The sequence below is a fragment of the Treponema sp. OMZ 305 genome, assembly GCF_024181325.1.
In the GTDB taxonomy this organism is placed as follows: Bacteria; Spirochaetota; Spirochaetia; order Treponematales; family Treponemataceae; genus Treponema.
In genome coordinates, this window is the sequence record NZ_CP051300.1 from 475,550 (window position 1) to 496,549 (window position 21,000).

At 43.6% G+C, this 21,000-nt stretch carries 20 protein-coding genes; 15 read left to right on the top strand and 5 right to left on the bottom strand.

Annotated features, from left to right (window positions below; genetic code table 11):
* Nucleotides 1-4 precede the first annotated feature (4 nt).
* The 3 genes from ABK01_RS02150 (at nucleotide 5) to ABK01_RS02160 (ending at nucleotide 3,431) form a co-directional block, all read left to right on the top strand.
* Complete coding sequence (locus tag ABK01_RS02150; protein ID WP_253676088.1) at nucleotides 5-901, top strand: AbiJ-NTD4 domain-containing protein; 897 nt, start codon at nucleotides 5-7, stop codon at nucleotides 899-901.
* A 196-nt stretch (nucleotides 902-1,097) separates the two neighbouring features.
* The gene (locus ABK01_RS02155; RefSeq protein ID WP_253676089.1) at nucleotides 1,098-1,985 is read left to right on the top strand and encodes a hypothetical protein; all 888 of its coding nucleotides are present in this window, start codon (nucleotides 1,098-1,100) and stop codon (nucleotides 1,983-1,985) included.
* A 12-nt stretch (nucleotides 1,986-1,997) separates the two neighbouring features.
* Nucleotides 1,998-3,431, top strand: coding sequence for a toll/interleukin-1 receptor domain-containing protein (locus tag ABK01_RS02160; RefSeq protein ID WP_253676090.1), 1,434 nt, complete (start codon nucleotides 1,998-2,000; stop codon nucleotides 3,429-3,431).
* 267 nt (nucleotides 3,432-3,698) lie between these two features.
* Here ABK01_RS02160 and ABK01_RS02165 read toward each other — a convergent pair whose 3' ends face one another.
* Nucleotides 3,699-4,304: an alpha/beta hydrolase gene (locus ABK01_RS02165; protein WP_253676091.1), complete on the bottom strand. Its 606-nt coding sequence runs from the start codon at nucleotides 4,302-4,304 to the stop codon at nucleotides 3,699-3,701.
* 97 nt (nucleotides 4,305-4,401) lie between these two features.
* A complete protein-coding gene (locus tag ABK01_RS02170) occupies nucleotides 4,402-4,971 on the bottom strand; it encodes a 2'-5' RNA ligase family protein (protein WP_253676092.1) in 570 nt (189 codons plus the stop codon).
* Nucleotides 4,972-5,097: 126 nt separating this feature from the next.
* Between ABK01_RS02170 and dinB the strand changes: the two genes are divergently transcribed.
* Nucleotides 5,098-6,258, top strand: coding sequence for a DNA polymerase IV (gene dinB, locus ABK01_RS02175; protein WP_253676093.1), 1,161 nt, complete (start codon nucleotides 5,098-5,100; stop codon nucleotides 6,256-6,258).
* A 134-nt stretch (nucleotides 6,259-6,392) separates the two neighbouring features.
* Complete coding sequence (locus ABK01_RS02180) at nucleotides 6,393-6,812, top strand: flavodoxin (protein WP_253676094.1); 420 nt, start codon at nucleotides 6,393-6,395, stop codon at nucleotides 6,810-6,812.
* Nucleotides 6,813-7,351: 539 nt separating this feature from the next.
* Here the strand turns inward: ABK01_RS02180 and ABK01_RS02185 are convergent.
* Entirely contained in the window at nucleotides 7,352-8,053 is a 702-nt protein-coding gene (locus ABK01_RS02185) for a queuosine precursor transporter (RefSeq protein ID WP_212565887.1), read from the bottom strand.
* 522 nt (nucleotides 8,054-8,575) lie between these two features.
* Here ABK01_RS02185 and ABK01_RS02190 point away from each other — a divergent pair.
* The 4 genes from ABK01_RS02190 to ABK01_RS02205 all read left to right on the top strand — a co-directional run bounded on the left by ABK01_RS02190 (nucleotide 8,576) and on the right by ABK01_RS02205 (nucleotide 13,570).
* Nucleotides 8,576-9,550, top strand: a complete 975-nt coding sequence (locus tag ABK01_RS02190) for an L-threonine 3-dehydrogenase (protein WP_253676095.1) — start codon at nucleotides 8,576-8,578, stop codon at nucleotides 9,548-9,550.
* 221 nt (nucleotides 9,551-9,771) lie between these two features.
* Entirely contained in the window at nucleotides 9,772-10,962 is a 1,191-nt protein-coding gene (locus tag ABK01_RS02195; RefSeq protein ID WP_253676096.1) for a glycine C-acetyltransferase, read from the top strand.
* Between the two features lie 196 nt (nucleotides 10,963-11,158).
* A complete protein-coding gene (locus tag ABK01_RS02200) occupies nucleotides 11,159-12,097 on the top strand; it encodes a hypothetical protein (protein ID WP_253676097.1) in 939 nt (312 codons plus the stop codon).
* A gap of 162 nt (nucleotides 12,098-12,259) precedes the next feature.
* Nucleotides 12,260-13,570: a right-handed parallel beta-helix repeat-containing protein gene (locus tag ABK01_RS02205; protein WP_253676098.1), complete on the top strand. Its 1,311-nt coding sequence runs from the start codon at nucleotides 12,260-12,262 to the stop codon at nucleotides 13,568-13,570.
* A gap of 121 nt (nucleotides 13,571-13,691) precedes the next feature.
* Here ABK01_RS02205 and ABK01_RS02210 read toward each other — a convergent pair whose 3' ends face one another.
* Nucleotides 13,692-14,525, bottom strand: a complete 834-nt coding sequence (locus ABK01_RS02210) for a hypothetical protein (RefSeq protein WP_253676099.1) — start codon at nucleotides 14,523-14,525, stop codon at nucleotides 13,692-13,694.
* A gap of 34 nt (nucleotides 14,526-14,559) precedes the next feature.
* A complete protein-coding gene (locus ABK01_RS11685; RefSeq protein WP_256481853.1) occupies nucleotides 14,560-14,691 on the bottom strand; it encodes a hypothetical protein in 132 nt (43 codons plus the stop codon).
* Nucleotides 14,692-14,720: 29 nt separating this feature from the next.
* Between ABK01_RS11685 and ABK01_RS02215 the strand changes: the two genes are divergently transcribed.
* From ABK01_RS02215 to ABK01_RS02240, 6 genes are all read left to right on the top strand, one after another.
* Nucleotides 14,721-15,179 (top strand): flavodoxin domain-containing protein, encoded by a 459-nt coding sequence (locus ABK01_RS02215; RefSeq protein ID WP_253676100.1) that lies wholly within the window; start codon nucleotides 14,721-14,723, stop codon nucleotides 15,177-15,179.
* Between the two features lie 19 nt (nucleotides 15,180-15,198).
* Nucleotides 15,199-16,221 (top strand): ABC transporter substrate-binding protein, encoded by a 1,023-nt coding sequence (locus ABK01_RS02220; RefSeq protein ID WP_253676101.1) that lies wholly within the window; start codon nucleotides 15,199-15,201, stop codon nucleotides 16,219-16,221.
* Nucleotides 16,222-16,283: 62 nt separating this feature from the next.
* Nucleotides 16,284-17,258 carry a FecCD family ABC transporter permease gene (locus ABK01_RS02225; protein ID WP_253676102.1) on the top strand — a complete coding sequence of 325 codons (975 nt, stop codon included), beginning with the start codon at nucleotides 16,284-16,286 and terminating at the stop codon, nucleotides 17,256-17,258.
* Nucleotides 17,255-18,049: an ABC transporter ATP-binding protein gene (locus ABK01_RS02230; protein ID WP_253676103.1), complete on the top strand. Its 795-nt coding sequence runs from the start codon at nucleotides 17,255-17,257 to the stop codon at nucleotides 18,047-18,049. The genes ABK01_RS02225 and ABK01_RS02230 overlap by 4 nt, the downstream gene beginning before the upstream one ends.
* Nucleotides 17,992-19,248, top strand: coding sequence for a class I SAM-dependent RNA methyltransferase (locus ABK01_RS02235; RefSeq protein WP_253676104.1), 1,257 nt, complete (start codon nucleotides 17,992-17,994; stop codon nucleotides 19,246-19,248). Before ABK01_RS02230 ends, ABK01_RS02235 begins: the two co-directional genes overlap by 58 nt.
* Nucleotides 19,245-20,957: an outer membrane protein assembly factor BamB family protein gene (locus ABK01_RS02240; protein WP_253676105.1), complete on the top strand. Its 1,713-nt coding sequence runs from the start codon at nucleotides 19,245-19,247 to the stop codon at nucleotides 20,955-20,957. The genes ABK01_RS02235 and ABK01_RS02240 overlap by 4 nt, the downstream gene beginning before the upstream one ends.
* Nucleotides 20,958-21,000: the final 43 nt, after the last annotated feature.

A 21,000-nucleotide genomic window follows, 5' to 3' on the forward strand; every position in this document is an offset into this window, starting at 1 on the left:
ATATATGGATTTCATTCCATTTGAACAAAGGTTGGGCTTATCATCACCAGTAATAATTACTAATGCTTTTCCAGAAAGTGCAAGAATAGGATTATACTATGTTATTGATGATTTACTGGAAAAAAATTTTCTCCATAAGGAATATAACTACGACTTTAGGTATCAATTCATAAATCATGAAATTGGAAGACTATGCAGAGATATTAATATTGTTAGTGATGCTCAGATTCATCCGCTATTATATCAAATGGAATGGGTTAAGGTTTATGAATTGATTGAAAGACTCTATTTAAAATTGGAAAGTGTTAATAAGTATGATATTAATGGTAACTTTGAATATGAGATAACTAGTATTGTGGAGGTTCAAGATTATTTCACAAAAGAAATAAAAAATCTTATGATAGAAGAAAAACTTGGGTATGATTTCAATCAAGGCATATTTATGCGTAGGGGATATATCCAAACAACAAAATCAATAAATAAGGTCATGTCTGTTTTAACTGACCCTAAATTAACGAAAACACGAGCACACTATATGAAAGCCATAGAATATTTTTACAATATGAGAAATTCTGATTATGAAAATACAATCAAAGAATCTGTTTGTGCACTTGAAGCAAGTTTAATTGCATTATTCTCACCGGGAATTGCCAAAAATTTTGATGTTGCAATTAGAAAATTACAAGGCATGAACACTATGCAAGCTCCAGCACCAATAATAGAATCAATAATAAAAATATACGGTTATAGGAATTCCGGCTCCGGTGTGGCCCATGCAACAGACAAAGGTCAAAAAGTATCGGAAAAAGAAGCAGAATTAATTATGGCATTAACGGCAAGTTATATCACTTATTTTTACTCACTTTTGAATAATAATGTAGAGACGGAGATACCTTTTTGATATAGATAACATCAAGTGCTTTAGTTGACCGGATGATTACTGCACAGGATCAGCTGAACAGTGTAATCTCTGATTCTGATAAGAAATTCTTGCATCAGAGGGGTGACATTTTTGATAAGCAGATAAATGCTGTTGTTTATGGGTTGTACGGGCTAATAGATTATAAAGTGAAGATTCTAGAGGGAGAAAAAAAGAAATGAATCTTGGTCTGAAAACGATAAAAGAATTAACTCAAATTATTAATGAAAAATCTCAGTATAGAAAAGGTTCTGAATTAGTGGATTTCTTTAACGCACTTGGATTTCATGATTGTTATGGTCAAGGATTTCCATCTCGACATATTTATACGGAAGAAAATATAAAGCATCTAAATGGAACATCAGGAATTGACGAATGTATTAAAGCTGCTTTTGCACCTAATAACTTTATTGGCAGAGTTGATTTGCTATATCAATTAGTTGAAGAGTTTAATAAGCACCTAGCATATGATGGTTGGAATGTTGTTGTTTCAGGAAACAAAGTAAGTTTTCGAAAAGTAAATTTTGATTTTAGAAATTCATTTAAGCAAGATATACCTACAGAAAAAACAAAAGAAGAATTTATCAATATTAAAATTGGACAGTTAAATATTTCAAAATTGCCAATAGAATCACGTTTATTGCCAATAATCCAACAAAGGATCGATGAAATAGATCAATGTGCAAAAAATAATGCACCTTTAGCTACAATCTTTTTATGTGGTTCGGTGTTAGAAGGTATTTTATCGGCAATAGCTCTTCAAAACGCTCAAAGCTTCAACACGGCAAAATCTAGTCCGAAAGATAATGCAACGGGAAGTGTAAGGCAATTTAACAAATGGACGTTAAAAGATTATATTGATGTTGCTAAAGAGCTTGGCTACATTGATTTAGATGTACAGAAATTCAGCCACGTGCTACAAAATTTTAGAAATTATATCCATCCATATCAGCAGCTGCATGAAAAATTTTCACCAAATATTGATACTGCAAAATTATGTGTTCAAGTAGTAAAAATTGCAATTAATCAAATTGGAGATTTAAAACATAATACCAGGACAAATTAAGGAGAAATAGCTATGTCTGCAGAAATTCATCCTAAAGTATTTATATCATACTCTTGGACTGTGCAAGAGTGGGTGGTAGAATTTGCGCAAAGATTGGTAAATGCTGGAATTGATACGATAGTCGATTTTTGGAATTTGAAACCCGGAAATGATAAATATAAATTTATGGAATCTATGGTTACAGATAATACAATTGATTTTGTTTTAATTGTATGTGATAAAACATATACCGAAAAAGCTAATGATAGAACTGGAGGGGTCGGTGATGAAACAGTAATTATATCGTCAGAATTATACGGAAAGTTCAAACAAGAAAAATTTTTATCGCTCATTTTAGAAAAAAATGAAGATTCAACTCCTGCTGTGCCTGTTTATATAAAATCGAGAATTTACTTTGATTTTTCTGATGTAAATAACTATGAAAATGAATATGAAAAACTCATACGGCATATTTACAATGAACCTCTTATATCCAAGCCAAAGCTCGGCTCAAAGCCTGAATGGTTAAAAAACAGTTCGGTAGACATAAGCAAACTTCAGAGCGGAATTACTATTTTAAGGACTTCAAATAATGAGTTTAGAAAAAACGAGATCGTTGTTGAATTTCCGCACATTTTTTCAGCAAAGGTAAAAGAATTTACAATAGATACTGCAAACTCGGATAGAAGTTTTATAGCTGCTGAAATTATTTCGAAGATAGATGCTATGAAACCATTGCGTGATAGTTATTTAGATTTTCTTAAGGAGATGCTTTTTTCTTCACAAGATGTCAAATTATTTATCTATAATCTCTTTGAAACAACATATAACAAATTAATGTTGGTTGATAAAGGGATTAATTCATGGCGAGAGAGCTCCTTTGGGCATTATACAATATTTATTTGGGAGTTATTTGTATGTACGATTGCCTATCTTAGATATTATGAAAAATATTCATTAATTCATGATATATTAACACATACTTATCATTTACAAGGGAGAACTTCTCAGGTGCAAAATATAAAGCCCTATTCTTTTGTCCAGTTTAGCTGCTATTCAAACGTACTTGATGCTACTTATAGACACAAAGAAAATTTAATTTCAAAAACTGCAAATATCATAGTTTCCAGAGTTAAAGAACCTATCATAACAAAAGAATCTTTTGCAGAAACAGATATATTTTTAACCCAAATGTCTTTCGCGTTGAAGATTTCTGATTATGAAAGGTATTGGTTTGCTTTATCGTATATCTATGCAAATAATTCTGAGAGCCTATGGGTCAGATTGTCCTCAAAAGAATACTGTGAGAAAATACTTCCATTATTTGGAGTGAGCTCAATTGATGAGCTAAAAAAAATTATTGCAGCTAATCCCGTGGCACCTAATTATTGCTATCCAGATGCTTGGGATTCAATACCCCCTATTCCCTTGAAAATCGGTAATTATGAGATTGCATCACTAAGGTGAATAATTGCTAATGATATGAATTCCCCAGTTCTCTCCATCCCTCACAAAATCCCTATTAAACAAGTAAAAATGCTGCCGGAACCATTGTTGGCATCTGTTTCAACCTTCATCAAACTGTTTGAATCTGCGCAAGATAATTTTACTGAAAACCATGCCAGTCACGCAAAGCCTAAAAACAAACAAGCTGTTTTGCATCAGCCGGAGAACTGCATCTTGACCAGAACGCAGTTACCGAGTTACGCGAGGTAAGCTTGATATGATTTTGATCTACTGAATGAATCTTTTAACCCACGTATCTAAAAAATTCATTTGCTCTTCCGTATGAAACCAGTGTTCGCCCCTATCAAAAACCGTTAAGCTCGCGTTTATTGTATGTGCAAAATTCGTCATTGTTTCCAAAGAAGTCATATCGTCTTTTTTACCGTAAAGAATGCCGGTAGGAATGTTCCATGTTATAGGATTGTTCCTGACAAAAGAAAGATATTCCCACGATAATGGTTCGCCGAAAGAAGTAATGATTATCTTTTTTGCTCTCAGTTCTTCTTCGGATACCTTTGCCTTTTTCATCATAGTTAAGATTAGATTTTCCATATCGACAATGGGCGAAATAAACAGGGCTTTTGTGATTGGCTTTTCCGATGAAGAAATCAGAGAAAAATAAGCTCCTATACTGTTTGCGATTAATAAAATTTCACTGTAGTTTGGAGCGATAAAATCAAAATAGTTTTGAAATTCTTCTTTCGCCTGCCACGGTACTTCCGCTTTATAATCGAAACCTATAATTTCATAATGGTCATTAAAAAGTTTTTTATAATGATTTGCTTCGTCTGAGGAACCGCCTTTTCCGTGCACATATATAACAGCGTTTTTCATTTAAAATAGCTCCTATTCTGCATCTATAAATCCGAAACAATAAATTATTTTAAGAAATCTTCCCAATCCCGCCAACTGATATAGGAAAATTCTAAAGTCAATACATGGGAATTTCCAGAGTAATCCCCGCTTCCCACCTGTTGCCTTTCCGTTCAAAAATCGTGATGTTATCAACCGGAAAGTTTTCCGCAAGGTTCAGCTCGTTCATTACCTGAATCGCCTTGGTCATTACTCCGGTAGGAATATCCCGATTTGCAACAGTTGCGTGAGGCTGGAAAGGCTTTTTGTCTTTTTTAGTACAGCCCGGACAGGCGTTTATAATTGCTTGTATCGTTTTATCACGGAGCTTTGTCCAATTTTCATCTGCAATGACATTTGCAAACAGTGTTCTATCTCCAAACGCATCAAAGTTATCAATATGAGCAGTAAAACCTAAGCCTTGAGGCAAGACTTCTTTTTCAATCGCGCTGATTAAATCATCGGTTGTATAATCTTCCGGCAGTCTGAACGGTGGGACAAGTGTAACGTGAATTGGAGTTCCATGTCCGGATTTGCAACCGTAAGCCTCGTTCATATAACGACGGCAATCTTCCAGAGTAAGGGTTATATCCTCTGGGAGGAGAACGCCGATAAAATGCGTTTGCTGCGGAGCATTATTTCGTTTCATCTCTATCATTATAGCATAAAACCATGCATCATTCTATCTTGGTGTTCTTCAATATTCTGAATGCCGGCAGCTGGATTTTATCAAAGTTATGATATAATAGTTATGCGATGTTAAGGTTAGCTCAAAATGATTCATAATCCGGTATTTTTTCATGTTGATTTAGATGCTTTTTTTGCCTCGGTAGAGCAGCTCGATAATCCGGCATATCGCGGGAAGCCGGTTATTGTCGGCGGGCTTGGTAAGCGGGGTGTTGTCTCAACTGCGTCGTATGAAGCGCGAAAATTCGGTGTCCATTCTGCGATGCCGATAGCCCGTGCACGAGCCTTGTGTCCGCAGGGGATATTTATCAAAACACGAATGCAGCGTTACTATGAAAAATCGAAAGAGATTATGAATATTTTTAAAAACTTCAGTCCCGATATACAGCAGCTTTCCATCGATGAAGCTTTTCTTGATATGAGCGGTACGGAAAAAATATTCGGCGATACTACAACAGCTGCCCGGCGGCTGAAAACTACCATTTTTGAACAAACCGGTTTGCGCGTTTCCGTAGGGGCAGCTTCCAATAAGTACATTGCAAAAATTGCGTCGGGGCAATCGAAGCCGGACGGTTTGCTTGTTATTCCGGCGGGCAAAGAAGCGGCGTTTATGCAGTCGCTGCGGTTAAGTGATGTATGGGGTATCGGCAGCAAAACACGGGCGCGGCTTGCGGATGCGGGGCTAACGACTATTGCCGAAATTCTCCAACAGCAGGAATCCGTTTTACAGCTGATTATTGGGAATGCCGCCGGTACGTTTCTGTATCAAGCCGTCCGCGGGGATATGGCGCATGTTTTTAACGAAGAGCGGAAAAGTCATTCTATCAGTACGGAACGCACGTTTGAAACCGATCTGCATGAAAGGGAGGAAATCTCCGACGTGCTGTTTCAGCTGAGTGCTGAGCTGATGTGCCGTATTCTTGATGAGCGTATTCAAAGCCGCACCGTACATATTAAAATACGGTATGCGGATTTTACTACTATTTCGGCGCAACAGAGCGGGGCATTGATTAACGATTCTGCTGATTTATATGAGCGGGCGCAGAAGCTGTTCTTTTCCCGTTTCGATACCGCGCTGTCCGTCCGGCTTATCGGGATTGAAGTAGATGTCGGCAGCGACAACAGCCAACTTGAACTTTTTGCATCGGAAAAAGCGGCGAAAAAACGTAAACTTGAAGAAGCGGTTTTGAATATTGCAAAGAAAAACAAGGATGTCAAAATCGTGCAAGCGCGATTACTTCATAAGTAGGATATAGATAAGATTGACGAAGGGAGATTTTCCTCAGATTTTTTACTTATAGGAGACAAGAGATGGAAAAACTTATTCTTTCAGTTTTAATGAGCGCAGGTATGGCAGCATGACTTTCAGCAAAAACGGCACTGGTGTATTTTAGCGCAACCGGTACGACGGAAGAAATGGCGAAAAATGCTGCAAGCGCGATGGGGGCGGATCTTTTTGAAATAGATCCTGTCCACAAATACACCGCTGCCGATCTGAACTGGAATGACAAAAAATCACTCACTACAATCGAGTGTAACGATCCGAAATCCCGTCCGTCAATCGCGAACAAGATTGACATATCCGGTTACGACACCGTTGTTTTGTGCTATCCTATCTGGTGGGGATATGTGCCGAAGATCATGTATACCTTTGTCGAAAGCCAAAACTGGAGCGGAAAGAAACTTGTTACACTCTGTACATCAGGCGGAAGCGGTCTTGGACGGAGCGGTTCGGACATTGCAAAATACGCAAAGGGCGCGACCTTCAAAGGCGGAAGAGCTTTTACACGCGGGAGATACTGACAAAAATATGTCCATAGCTTAGTATAAACATAGTTAGAGATACACAGTTCTTTTGAAAGATAAAGTGTAAGATAATTGATTAAAAATATGTACTACAAACGCCATAAAATGAGCGTTTTATCCTGTCTTTTAGCGTTTTTTCTGATATAGAGTTATTTGTTAGCTTCGAGTTTTGCCCTTGGCAAAACTCGATGCTGTATCAGCGACAACTCAGATGCACACACCTCCAGCGCTTTTGCAAAGAGACGGCGTAGATACATCGTCAGCAAACGTACATCCGTGTACATTTGCTGACGGCGAGTTTTTGCTGTGCAAAAACGTCGCTACTGCGTGGAACCACGGACATCCCTGTCCGTGATGATACGTTGAGGATTAATTTTTTCGCAGTAACGGCGGTATATGACTGTCCGTAAGCCTTTTGAAATAGATGATGCAGATGCTAGGAGCGTACAAAAAACACCCGCAGGCGTACTTGTTGTACGTCGAGGACTGTTTTTTGTTAAGCGACAACGCAGATGCGTCGTATATTTCCAAAAGGACTACGGCAGCGGACTATACCGCTCCCCATAGTCGTAGGTATCAAGCTGTTCGTATTTTTTAAAGAAGTTGACAACCAAATAGGTAAAGGGCGTACAGACAACCTCTATCATCGTCTTAAAAAGATAATTTGAAAAAGCCATCACAATTAAAACGGAAGATGCGTACATTCCCGAAAAGGCAATCGCTACAAAAATGATACTGTCCAGCAGCTCTCCAACCAAAGTTGAGCCGATGGTGCGCATCCACAGGTGTTTGCCGTCGGTAAGTATCTTCATTTTAGAAAGAACGGTAGAATTGCTGTACTCGCCGATAAAGTAACCGCAGATACTGCCTGCAGTGATGCGGGGCATTTGCAGCAAAATATTATTAAAATCGCTTTGCAGATTCCAGCCGCCCTCTGCCGGCAGAATACTCACCAACCAGACATTGAACGCCATAAAAATAAGGACGACAAAGCCTGTCCAAATGACTTTCCGCGTATCCCGATAGCCGTATACCTCAGTCAGCACATCGCCGAAGATATACGAAAACGGAAAAAGCAGCGTACCGCCGTCAAATACGAAGGGACCAATCTGCACCATTTTTACTGCCAAAATATTCGACAGCACCAATACACCGATAAAGAGTCCGGAAAGAACCGGCAAGAAATTCTTTTTCTTCATGAAGCCCTTGGCTTCATCCGTCAAAATAGTGTCATTCATTATTTTATTATAGCAAAATCGGAACAGCGGTGATATACTAAATATATTAGGGCAACCGCATCAGACAGTTACCTAATATCCCCGCAAAATAATTGGGGCTGTTCAACCTGTTCTTTTGAAAATAGAGGGGTATCTACTGTGTCGTACGGCAAAAAAGTATCCTCAACGTATCAAAGATACGCCTGCGGTGCTTTTTTGCCTATCTCCTTGTATCTACCGCTCTCTTTTCAAAAGCGTCGGTTCTATGCGGTAAACTCTTATTCTGAGTTTTTACACATTTGTCCGATGCGTTTGCCCTTCCTTAAAATAAAATACACGAAATTTTATTTAAAATTTCGTGCGAAGGTAAAAGTGTATTATCTGAGGAGGCACGATAAAAAGTACCGTCTAAAATTGCGCCGGTACTTTTTATCTCAAGTTTGCGTTGCAAACTCGATTATTGTATGTGTGCGCGTACTGCGCACGGCTAAAAACTTTTTTCGGAAGCGGAAGCTTCCTGCAAAAGTTTTTATAGGAGGTAAAATGAAAACGATATTGGTAACGGGAGCGCTCGGTCAAATCGGCAGTGAGCTGGTTATGCACCTGCGCAAGACCTATGGCGGCAGTAATGTTATTGCAAGTGATGTAGTAAAAAAAGACATGCCGGAAGTGCTTGAGTCCGGGCCTTTTGAGCAATTAAACGTATTGGAGCCGCAAAAGGTTGCGGATGTATGTAAAAAATATAAGGTCGATACCGTTATACACTTAGCAGCGCTCCTTTCCGCCGTTGCAGAGCGCGATCCGCAAATGGCGTTCAATATCAACATCCACGGATTATACAATATGCTGGAAATCGCACGGGAAAATAAGTACCGGTTCTTTGTTCCCAGCTCCATCGCGGCATTCGGGCCGGGAACTCCGAAAGACAAAACGCCTCAGGACACCATCCAGCGGCCGACCTCGATGTACGGCGTAACAAAGGTTTCAGGCGAGCTGCTCTGCGACTACTACCACAAACGCTTCGGCGTCGATACCCGCGGCGTACGGTTCCCCGGTCTTATTTCGTATACAACTCCTCCGGGCGGCGGCACTACCGACTATGCCGTTGACATTTATTACGAAGCGCTCAAGAACAAAAAATACGAGTGCTTTATTAAGGAAGGCACCTATATGGACATGATGTATATGCCCGATGCCCTCAAAGCAGTGCAGCAGCTTCTGGAAACAGATGAGGCGAACTTAGTCCACCGCAATGCCTTCAACATCGCTTCCATGAGCTTTACACCGGAAATTATCGCAGCGGAAATTAAAAAGCACATCCCTAAATTTCAGATGACCTACAAGGTTGACCCCATGCGACAGGCAATCGCCGATTCATGGCCGAACTCCATAGACGACACCTGCGCACGAAATGAATGGAATTGGAAGCCCGAATACACACTGGAAACGATGACCGTCGATATGCTGGAAAAACTGAGCAAGCGGCTCGGCGTTGCCTATCATTCGGCACAGAAATAAGAAATAGGGAAACGCTGCCAATGCACTGTTTTCGGCAGAATCGGTGGCGCTGTATAGTAAACCTGTTCGGAAACTTATGTTTCTGAACAGGTTACCTTGAAATGCGATGTTCTAAATCGTGCCATTTGTACGATTTAGAACTCGTCGACCTGTTCGACAACGAAGTTATCGAACAGGTCTAGTATCAATATTTTCACTTTCACTTTATTAAGGAGAAACCAATGAGCAATATTCACGAAATGGCTTTTTTACAACAAAAAGTACGGGAATTAAAAGATCAAGGCTTGTATAAGGTACCGGTAACGCTTGACGGGCCGAACGAAGCAGAATGCGTTATTAATGGAAAGAAAGTTATCAACCTTTCATCAAATAACTATCTGGGCTTTGCAAACCATCCCCGTTTAAAGAAGGCGGCAATCGCAGCGATTGAAACCTACGGAGCAGGAGCCGGTGCTGTCCGCCCCATCATCGGAAATATGAAAATCCACGATGAGCTTGAAACCCTGCTCGCCACATTCAAGCGAGAAGAAGCGGTGCTGGCTTTCCAGTCGGGCTTTAACTGCAACGCCGGGGTTATCCAAGCAGTTACCGATAAGGGAGACCTCATCCTATCCGACGAATTAAACCATGCGTCCATCATCGACGGATCCCGCCTTTCAAAAGCCGATAAGGCAGTGTTTAAACACTCCGATATGGCGGATTTGGAGCGGGTGTTAAAAGAGAAGCGCCCCAACTACCGCAACATCCTCATCATCACCGACGGCGTGTTCTCCATGGACGGCGACATTGCCAAGCTGCCGGAAATCGTTGCACTTGCAGAAAAATACGAATGCTTAACCTACGTGGATGACGCCCATGCCAGCGGTGTATTAGGCGAAAGCGGACGAGGCTCCGTTGACCACTTCTACCTGCACGGCAGAGTAGACTTTGCAATCGGCACCCTATCCAAGGCAATCGGCGTTGTCGGCGGCTATGTTGCCGGTAAGCAGGTTACCATCGACTGGCTGAAAAACCGCGGACGCCCCTTCCTGTTCTCGACCGGACTCCCGCCCGCCGCTATCGGCGCTTGTATCGAAGCGATCAAAATGCTGATGGAATCAACCGAATACACCGACCGGCTATGGAAAAATGCCCGCTACTTCAAAGAAAAGCTCGCCCGCCTCGGCTTTAACACCGGACACAGCGAAACCCCCATTACGCCGGTCATCATCGGAGAAGAAGCAAAAACCCTTGAGTTCTCCAAAAAGCTCTTTGAAAACGGCTTATTCATTGGGCCGATCGTGTTTCCCACCGTACCCAAAGGCACCGGACGTGTCCGCTGTATGGTAACGGCAGGACACACCACCGAACAGCTCGACCGCGCTATCGCCATCTTCGAAAAAGTCGGAAAAGAGATGGGCATTATCGCGTAAGCTGATCCTAAACGAGAAGAGACGGAAGCTGTAAAACAAGCGGCAAGGATTAATCTGCACAGATATTACTCCCCGTGCCGCCCCCAGCCTTTCGTCTCTTTATCTTTTTAGACATACCCTATAGTCACAGAAGAATTCATTTTCAAAAGCACCTCATTATTTGCGGCGCAACTTATTTACTCAAAGAGGAACACTCATGGGAAGTTTAGATTTTTTATCAACGGATTATCAATTTAAAAAATATAAGAATGTATATGCAGGGATGTTGCAAGGGTTTTATACGATTTTTCGCGTAGATGCCAATGCGAAAAAATGCATCCTTACCATCGGCGCCTCTAAAGAGGCTGATGGAGAAGACATGCTCGCTCTTTTGCAGCCGCGGCTTTGCGAAATAAAAAAGGTAAAAACGCGTATCGGTAACGCAGCATTAATCCTTGAATATCCTACGCCGGCATTAGGCAATTATAAGAAAACATTTGATTTGCTCAATGATACCGTAATCCCATTCCTTGTAGAAAATAAGTATAAATCCGGCGGATTTATCTATGGTAAAAATGACGGAACGATACGGTTGTTTCAAATAGGATCGCAATACCTGTATCTAACCGAAGCTGAGCGAGCGGAAAAAGAAGCCGATCTTACCGACCGAAAAGAAAAAGATAAAAACACGCAAGAAAATTTTTTACTCGGTACATTGGGCGTTATCGGCGTTGCATTAGCGGGAATCTTACTGTATGTTATCGTCGGAAAAATGAACCTCTATGTTTGGGCGATTCCAGTCTTACTGAGCGCAATATCCTATACTGTATATAAACGACTGGGAAAAAAATTAACCGTAAAAGCCATCGTTATGATTTTGATTGTACTGGGCATAGCACTCGCAGCGGCAACCGTATTGGAATACGGCTGGCGTATATACGATGCTGTAAATGAGGCTCCGGATATTGAACATATCGGCTTTTTCGATGCTTTAAAAGAAACGCCGGAGCTTATAATCACCGAACCTGAAATCACAAAACTGGTTAAAAGAGATTTATTGGTAAACGGTGGAATTTTAATACTGGCCTCAATTATTACGATAGTAAGCGCTTACAGGCAAGAAGTACGGTTTCTCGAAATAAAAAGATTGGATTAGATTAAAGACATCCCTCATTTCATTATGGTGAAATAAATAGCATTCGCGCAAGGCATCGAGATAAGACAATAGCCTATCATCATTTACAAATCCGTAGGAATTATGCTACATTGATCATAAAGGGGAGTATACAAGCATTCTCCCTTAAATTGAGAGGTGTATATGAAGAAAGCAATTACAACGTGTTTAGCGACTTGTCTCGTTTTAGCAAACGTAATGGCTGCAGAGTACTACGTTTCAAAAGAAACGGGTAAGAACGGAAATGCGGGCACAAAAGATGCTCCATTTAAGAACATCGAAAAGGCTGCCGAAAAAGCTCAGCCCGGCGATAAGCTGTATGTTGCCGAAGGCAATTACTACGGCGTTCGGGACAAGGGCTTTATCATGATAAAAAACGCAGTCGAAATCTACGGCGGGTATTCCAAAGACTTTTCCAAACGGGATGTTTTAAAATACCGTACTCTTGTTATGCCGCCGGCCTCCTCAAACGGAACGGGTCGAGCAAATAAGGCTATGGAGTTTGATATTAAAGACGGACAGGGAAAAAGACTCGTTATTGACGGTATCATCTTCGATAAAGGAGCTTCCAACGGCTATCATCCAACGAAAGGAAAACCCGCCGGGGTAGAGACCGGTATGCTCATCCTGCCGCCTGGACAGGGTGAAAACGGTAGCGAAAAAAAAGTAATCACCACCGAAAAGGCTATATTCGGCGGCAGCATTATGAAGTGTGATGTGCTTATTCAAAACTGTGTATTTAATAACGCTTCCAATTTTGCCATTCAGTTTGGCGGTTCAGGCGATGTTAAAATTTTGAATAACGTCTTTACTGCAAATGCGATGTCTGCTTGCGAAATTTGGGGAAAAGAAAATAAACCGACTGCCATAACGCTGGAGTTCGCATATAATACGGTTCTGTTTACGTGGCCGCGTACGCATGCCTTTGAAGATATGGGCTACGGATTCCGTGTTATGACAAAGGTTGAGGTAAATCTACACCACAATATTATCGGGCTTTCTTGTCTTTCTGCAATAGACCGCTGCCGTATCGACAGCCCTGCTTCTATGGAAAACGGACGGAAGGTTCTCGTAGATAACAACCGATTCTTTATGAACAAACAAGCGGATGTAACCCTGCCGGGCTTAGGTACCTTCGAATATATATGGGTAAAAGACTTTGAAGATGTTGACCGCTTTAATAGCGCTGAAGGCAACGAGGAGTTAAAAGACGTAGCTCCGCTTAAAAAAGTTTTAAACCAAGCATATTTGGCAGGCTTCTTAAACGCTACCTATAAAGAAAAAACCGACTACGATCCGAATTCTCCCGCAAACGAGTTCAGACGCGCAATGGGAATGAACCAAACGATGAAGGTACAAACTGATGTGTCGATGTTTGCAAACAGATATCCGCAAGATGATGCTGTAAAATTATTCGGTGCCGTAAAAGGGTTCGGTGCACAGGTAATTAAGTAAATAACCTGTTCGGAAACTTCTGTTTCTGAACAGGTTACCTGTCAACAGAAGCGACGGTTTGAGAGCATCTCGCTCAAAACCGTCGTCATAGGGTTGCCTAAAAACGGAAAGTTTATCGGCTTTAATACCCCACATACTCAGCAGCGGGATAGATACATCCCGCGCACGCAATATCGGCGGAACGCCCTGCCTGCACCCATACCGGCTTAAAATAAGTTCCGGAAGCCGGTTTGATTTTTTGTATGATGCCGTCGGGACAATGAATTGAAACAGACACTCGTTTTTCCACTGGATGAGATGAATGTTCGCCGATTGCTGCGGAAGAAAGCAATTCGCACACCCGCGTCAAGAAAGCGATTCGTTCTTCAAGCTTAAAGATAAAACGGGAATAAAAAGCGAGCACCCCAAAGGCATTGCCGGAAAGCGTACTTTGTTCAAGCCGCTGTAACAAGCTGCTCAATATTAGAAAGGCAGACTTCGCTTCTTGATAGCGGGCAGCGGAATACTCGCAGCCATACACCTGTTGCAACATTGCCTTGAGTGTTGTAGCGTCGTTGTATATATGCACAGGTTTTTGCGTACACTGCCGGAACGCGATTTCGACAGCAGGGCAACAGCCGTCAAGTACATACATCTTGGAAGAATACAGAAGCGGACACTTTTGCGTCGTTAAATATACCATCGTACTCTTGATGGCATCGCAAGCAGGATAATCACCATATTTAAAAATAAAGGCGTCCACTCCGACAATCGGCACCGGCACAAGACCGCAGCCGTAGATGAGCGCCTCGTCGATGACGGGAGACTGAACTTCCGAATAGGCAGAGCCGAACACCCCGACGATATTATCATCCGCCTGCATCCGCAGTGTCGCATCTACATACGCTTCCCTGCGGAGATCGGGAGTATAGTTAAGGATTTCCTGTAATGAAGCATGCTTAAAATCTAATTCCATACGCTGACTGTTTCCATGAGGTATGCTGATTTTATCACGCCAAGAGCTTATTTTCCATACCGGAATATTTATCGGTATTGATATTTGCATCGGTATCCGAAAAGTAGTACAATCGCACCGTTAAAAACAAGATACTGTCGGATAATGTGAGTACATTGATCGACATAGTTTTTAAAATTTTTATCGGGAGATTTTATGAAAAAAGCGGCAATTATCTATGCATCGGTTCATCATGGAAATACGGAAAAAGTAGTTACGGCAATGGCACAAGATATGCCGGTAACGCTGTTTAAAGTAGAGCAAGCTCAAAGTATCGATTTTTCGGAATATGATTGTGTCGGCTTCGCTTCGGGAATATATGCGGGAAGATTTCATAAATCGATATATGCATTTTTGAAACATCACCGGCATGAACTTCCGAAAAATGCTTTTGCCGTATGTACAAGCGGAATGGGGAAAGGCAGATATGCAAAAAAATTTGCCGGTTACTTACAGGCAAACGGCTTTACCGTATTGGGAGAATTTGAATGTAAGGGATTTGACACTTTCGGCCCGCTCAAATTGTTCGGCGGCTTAGGAAAAGGACACCCTGACGATAAAGAGCTTGCAGACGGGGTTGCGTTTATTAAGAAGATTATGGTAACGTCTATTTAAGTCTATCAAGGAGGACGCTATGTCTAAAAAACTACGTTCATTAGCAATTTTGGTTGTAATGCTCGCAACCTTGCCGGTATGGGCGGGCGGAAAGCAGGACAAAAAAGCATCGGAAGGGTTTGCAACCGTAACCGATCATCAAGGTAGAACCGTTGTTATCCCCAAAAAGCCGGAGCGGATTGTCGCGCCGTTTTATATTCTCAGCAATACGGCATTGGCTGTCGGCTGTCGGGAATATATCGTATCGGGCGACGGCGGAAAAGGCGGTCGTCCGTTTATTAAAGAATTCGCTCCCGAACTGGCGGATAAACCCGCATGCGGCGGCGCAAAGAATCTGAACCTCGAAGCGGTTGCTTCTCTGTCGCCCGACCTCATTTTAGTGCCGTTTAAAGCCGCGCAGCAGCTTCCTCAAATTGAAGCGCTCGGTGTTCCTGCCTTGGTGATTGAACCGGAAACCATGAAGAATTTTTTCAGCTATGTCGAAATGCTCGGCGCCGCTTCCGGTAATCGCGAACAAGCGCAAAAACTGCTCACTTTTTATAAGACAATCTTAAATGATGTCGCAGGTTTCGTAAAAGGCGAACCGGCGGTATCCGTTTATGTGGCCAGCCGCTCCGATCCTCTGAACGCGCTCAGCCCCAAGATGTTCCAAGCGGAACTCGTTGCGGCAGCAGGCGGAAAATTGGTGAGCGATGATATTACCGATGTCTATTGGACAAAAGTATCGCTGGAACAGGTACAGAAATATGCCCCGCAGGTTATCGTTGCCGCAACGGGCTCGAAGGTAACTCCGGCAGAACTCATCGGAAAAGCTGAATGGAAGGGCATTCCCGCAGTCGATAACGGCAAGGTCTATGTGTTCCCGTCAAGTGTTGATGAGTGGGATTCCCCCATTCCGTGCTCATGCCTCGGTGTTATCTGGCTTGCCGATAAACTGCATCCGGGAAAAGTTCCCGCCGATTATTTGGCGGAAAAAACCAAGGCCTTTTATCGGGACTTCTTCGGTAAAGAAAAAGACCTCGCTTCCCTTAATGTAAAATAAGAAGATAAAACCTTTCAATGCGGATGCGGTACCGGACTAAACTGATATGTGCAGCTTGTATAATGCCTCTGGCGGCGCTGATATTCTCGCTGAGCTGGGGGCGTTATCCGCTCTCTTTCATTAAGATACTTTCGATACTGTTCCACACCGATGCATTTGCGGCGGTAACTACAGCCGATTACAATATCTTTATGAACATCCGGCTGCCGCGTACCCTCTTTGTCTTTCTTTCAGGAGGCGCAATCGGGTTGAGCGGAGTAAGTTTGCAAAGCCTGTTCCGCAATCCGCTGGTTGCGCCCGACATCATCGGGGTTTCTACCGGTGCTTCCCTCGGCGCGGCAATCGGTATCGTGCTACTCCATACAAGTGCGGCAGGTATCCAGCTCTGCGCCTTTGCAGGCGGCATCGGCGCTACGTTGCTTGTGTTGCAGCTTTCGAACATCGGTGGAGAACACAGCCTGATACGCCTCGTGCTTGCAGGCGTCATCATCAATGCACTTGCCGGAGCAGGGGTATCCCTTATCAAATACATGGCGGATCCGCTCAATGAGTTGCCTGCTCTGGAGTTCTGGCTGATGGGCTGTTTTAACGTTATCACATGGAAAAAGCTCGCCGCCTTTTTACCGATTGCCGTTGCGGGATGCGGCTTTATTATCCTGTTCCGCAGGCAGCTCAATATTCTATCACTCGGCGATGAAGAAGCGGCGTCGCTCGGTACGCCGGTTAAAAAGATGCGGCTACTGTTTATTATCACTTCGACATTGTTGGTTGCAAGCGTTGTGTCCGCTGCCGGTATTATCAGCTGGATCGGGCTTATTGCGCCGCATGTTATCCGGCTGCTGTTCGGCAATAATAATTACAAGGTTGCCCCGCTTTCTTTTATGTGCGGCGCTGCGCTCCTCTTGTTTGCGGATACCGTTGCCCGCTCCCTGTCCGGCAATGAGATACCGGTCAGTATTATCACGGCTGTCATCGGTGCGCCGATTCTTGCGCAGCTGATGCTCCGCCGGAACAACGATATTTGGATTGGAATATGAACGCGGCTTTTGAGCTTGACGGCGTTACGGCGGTGCGGGGAACTCAGCCTATTCTGAAAGACCTCCGGCTGCATATCCCGCAGCAAAAGGTAATTGCGCTGATAGGCCCGAATGGGGCGGGCAAGACCACGCTGTTGCGGCTGCTTGCCGGATTGGATAAGCCCGCGTCCGGTACACTCTCCGTATTAGGAGAAAATGCGGCGCAGCTTACACGCAAACGGTTCGCTCAAAAAGTATGCTACATTCCGCAGGGGCATTCCGGCGTGTTTACCTACACAGTACGCGACTTTGTCGTGATGGGGCGAAATCCTCATCAAACTGCGCTCCAATCCCCGTCGCAAAAAGATTGGGAATATGTCGACCATGCGCTCGATGTATTCGGTTTAACGCAATTCGCAGACCGCTATTATAGTCAGCTCAGCTCCGGGGAATCACGGCTTGTGATGCTTGCCCGCGGCATGGTACAAGATGCGCCCATCATCCTCCTGGATGAACCGACCGCCAATCTCGACTTTTACAACGAGCATAAGATTATGCAGATTACCCGTAAGCTTTGCACAAAAGCGCATAAAACGGTGCTCGTTTCCATCCATAATCCCGCGCTTGCCTTGCAATACGCCGACCTTGTCTACTGCATTTACGGCGGAGGTATCGCAGCCGTAGAAGAAAAAAGCAATCCCGATTTTGAACGCAACATCACCGCGATGCTGAACGTTATGTACGCAGAAAAAGGATGTGGCGCTATTCATCTTCAGCGCATAGACGATATCCCGTTTGTGTATTTGAAGTAACGGCGGCAGCGCCCTGCGCCTTTATAAAACATCCGCTTTCCTGTATACTGCATTCCATGCGGGTTACTACGGAAAAGATCGTATTCGGCGGGGAAGCGCTCGCGCGGATAGATGGCAAAACAGTGTTTATCCCTTTTGCGCTCCCCGATGAAGAACTCGATATTACCGTTACGGCAAACAAGCGCGATTACAGCGAAGCCGTTATAAAAAAAGTCATCACAGCTTCTCCTCATCGGATTGAACCGCTCTGCCCGTATTTCGGCCGCTGCGGCGGATGTAATTTGCAAATGGCGGATGATACCTATCAGCAAATACTTCGGCAGGCAATGGTTGCAGAGCTTTTCGACAGAGCGCATATTGCACCTGAACGTCCGCCGGTTTTTATTGCGGGCACCGGATGGGAATATCGAAACCGGTTTCAATTCCATACGGATAAAAACGGAACAATCGGGATGCACGGTTTTGCGAGCAACACGGTTGTTCCCGTCCATGATTGCCCTATTGCAGTACCTGCGTTGCGTACCGTTTTGCAGCAGAACGGATTACAAAAGCTTTTTCCCCGCAGCTCAAAAATCGATAAAGGCCGCTACCATGTTTTTGCACAAGATGACATATACAGCCCTATTCATCCCGACGCTTCGGCACGAGTAAAAAACACTGTTTTGAACTTTAGCGTATTCGGCTTTTTTCAGTCGAATATCACAATGCTGGAAAAAATGATTGAACCGGTATCGGATATCCCACCATGTACGCGGGTACTCGATTTTTATGCCGGCGTCGGCACCTTTTCCGCTTTTTTAACGGACAAAGCTACCGAGCTTCATTTGGTGGAACACAACGAGCCGGCGCTGCGGGCGGCACAGCAGAACCTCGATCGGATTATTGCGGAAAAAAACGGCTCTTGCCGCTGCTTTTTCCATACCGTTTCCGACGCCGATTGGCCGGACATCCCCGCCGCACAGCTTGTCTATGATGCCGCTATCATCGATCCGCCGCGGCAAGGGATCCATGAACGGGCGCTTACCTATCTGGGGCAAGCAAAAATACCGCTCATTCATTATGTTTCCTGTAATCCTGCAACCTTTGTCCGCGATGCAAAAAAACTAACCGCATTGGGGTATCGATTTATCGAATATCGTTTATTCGACTTTTATCCGCAAACACACCACTGTGAACTTTTAGGAATTTTTATACGATGACAAAACCGAAACGCTTTTTAACATCCTTACTTACCGCAGCCTTTTCATGTATGTTTTTGCTGATTCCGGCAAGGGTACTCACCGCACAGACTGCACAAATAGAACAAACACAATGGTCGGCGGTTATGGCAGGCGAAACGCTCTGTGATCCGGTTGTACACGGAGAATATCTTTATACATTAAGCTCGGATCAGGCGCTTAACTGTATCGATTATACCGGCTCCTTTGTATGGCGGCGGAATATTGAGCGGACAATAAAACCGTTTTTAACCGTATCAAATTCGGGGATATTGATTATTGCAGATGCGTCGAGGATACTGCAAGCTGTTTCCGGACAGGGGATTTATCTGTGGTCGGTGCAGCTGCCGGAACCGGCGTTGTATGCTCCCTACAGTACCACTGACGGCAGAATCTGTGTGCTAACGCAATCCAATCTTTACTGTTTTTCTATAAAAGGAAAGCTCAAGTGGCAGATGAAGCTCCCCTCCGCTCCGGCACGGCAGCTGTGCGAAACGGGAACAGCATCATTGTTGCTGACGCTGACGAACAAAGATTTTTTAACCGTTTCACTCACCGGACAGATGTTAAACACAAAAACCTTAAAAAAAGAAATTGCTGCACTCTCAGCTGCTCCCGGCGGGTATATTATGAGCACCGGTGACGGCATCCTCGCCTATTACCGCAGCGCCGCATCCGAAGAGAAAGAAACGTCATCACGTGTACAACAAAGGGAAACCGACGGGTTTGCAGTCTGGCAAACACAAGAAACAGCGCCGCTTTTTATGCAAACCTCCGGCAACGAACTGGTATGCATATATGCCGATGGTACCGTTTCGGCACGGAATATTACCTCTAATAAAATTACTTGGACGGCAAAATTGAACAGCCGCATTACACTTCCGTTATATTACAGCAAAACGGACGGTGAATATTACATCGCCTGTAAGGGTATAGCGGCAATTATCAGCGGCGAGGGAACCGTAAAGCGGGAACAAAAGATCATCACATCAGCTTTTCTGCCGGTTATTATGCCGAATGGTATCCTTATTGCTGTCGATGATTGGGTTATCAACAGCTGGCGACTGGACACAAAGATTATGCAAAGTACTCTCCAGCGGGAAGCGCCGCCGCAATATCAAATTTTAAAAGCACAGGAAAGGACACAAACGCTCCCCTTCTTCGTTCCCTACGGGGATACCACGGCGCTGTTAACCGGTATCGATGAAGCCATCACAAAAGGGACAATCGGTACGGATGAAGCAGCCTACGCACTTACCCTGCAAACTATTTTAACAAACAATCAGCGGGCAGCGTATTTCCCATACAATTTTACGATTTATGAGCGGGCACGGGCAGCGGAACTACTTGGGCTATTGGAATCGTTGGAGTACCGAACTATTCTGCTCGACGAGGCATCAAAAACGTCCGACCCAACCTTAGCCGTTGCAATCATCAGGGCATTAGGGTTTATTGCCGCTGATCCTGACGGAAGGTCGATCGAATCAATTCAGCTGTTGCTGCAACGCTGTGGAGTGCGCGCTCTTGAACCTGCCTACGCTGCCTGCGATGCCCTTACCGAAATAGCGAAATATGGCGATAAACAGACCGCCGGTTCAGCCGTTAAAGCGCTTTTTAGCATCGCGGCAAGTGCGTTCCCTGAAAATATTAAGCAGTACGCAAGACAAAAAATAAAAACTATAGTAGAATAGAATCGAACTTTGTTTTACCGAGAAGCTCTCTTCCTTCAGGATA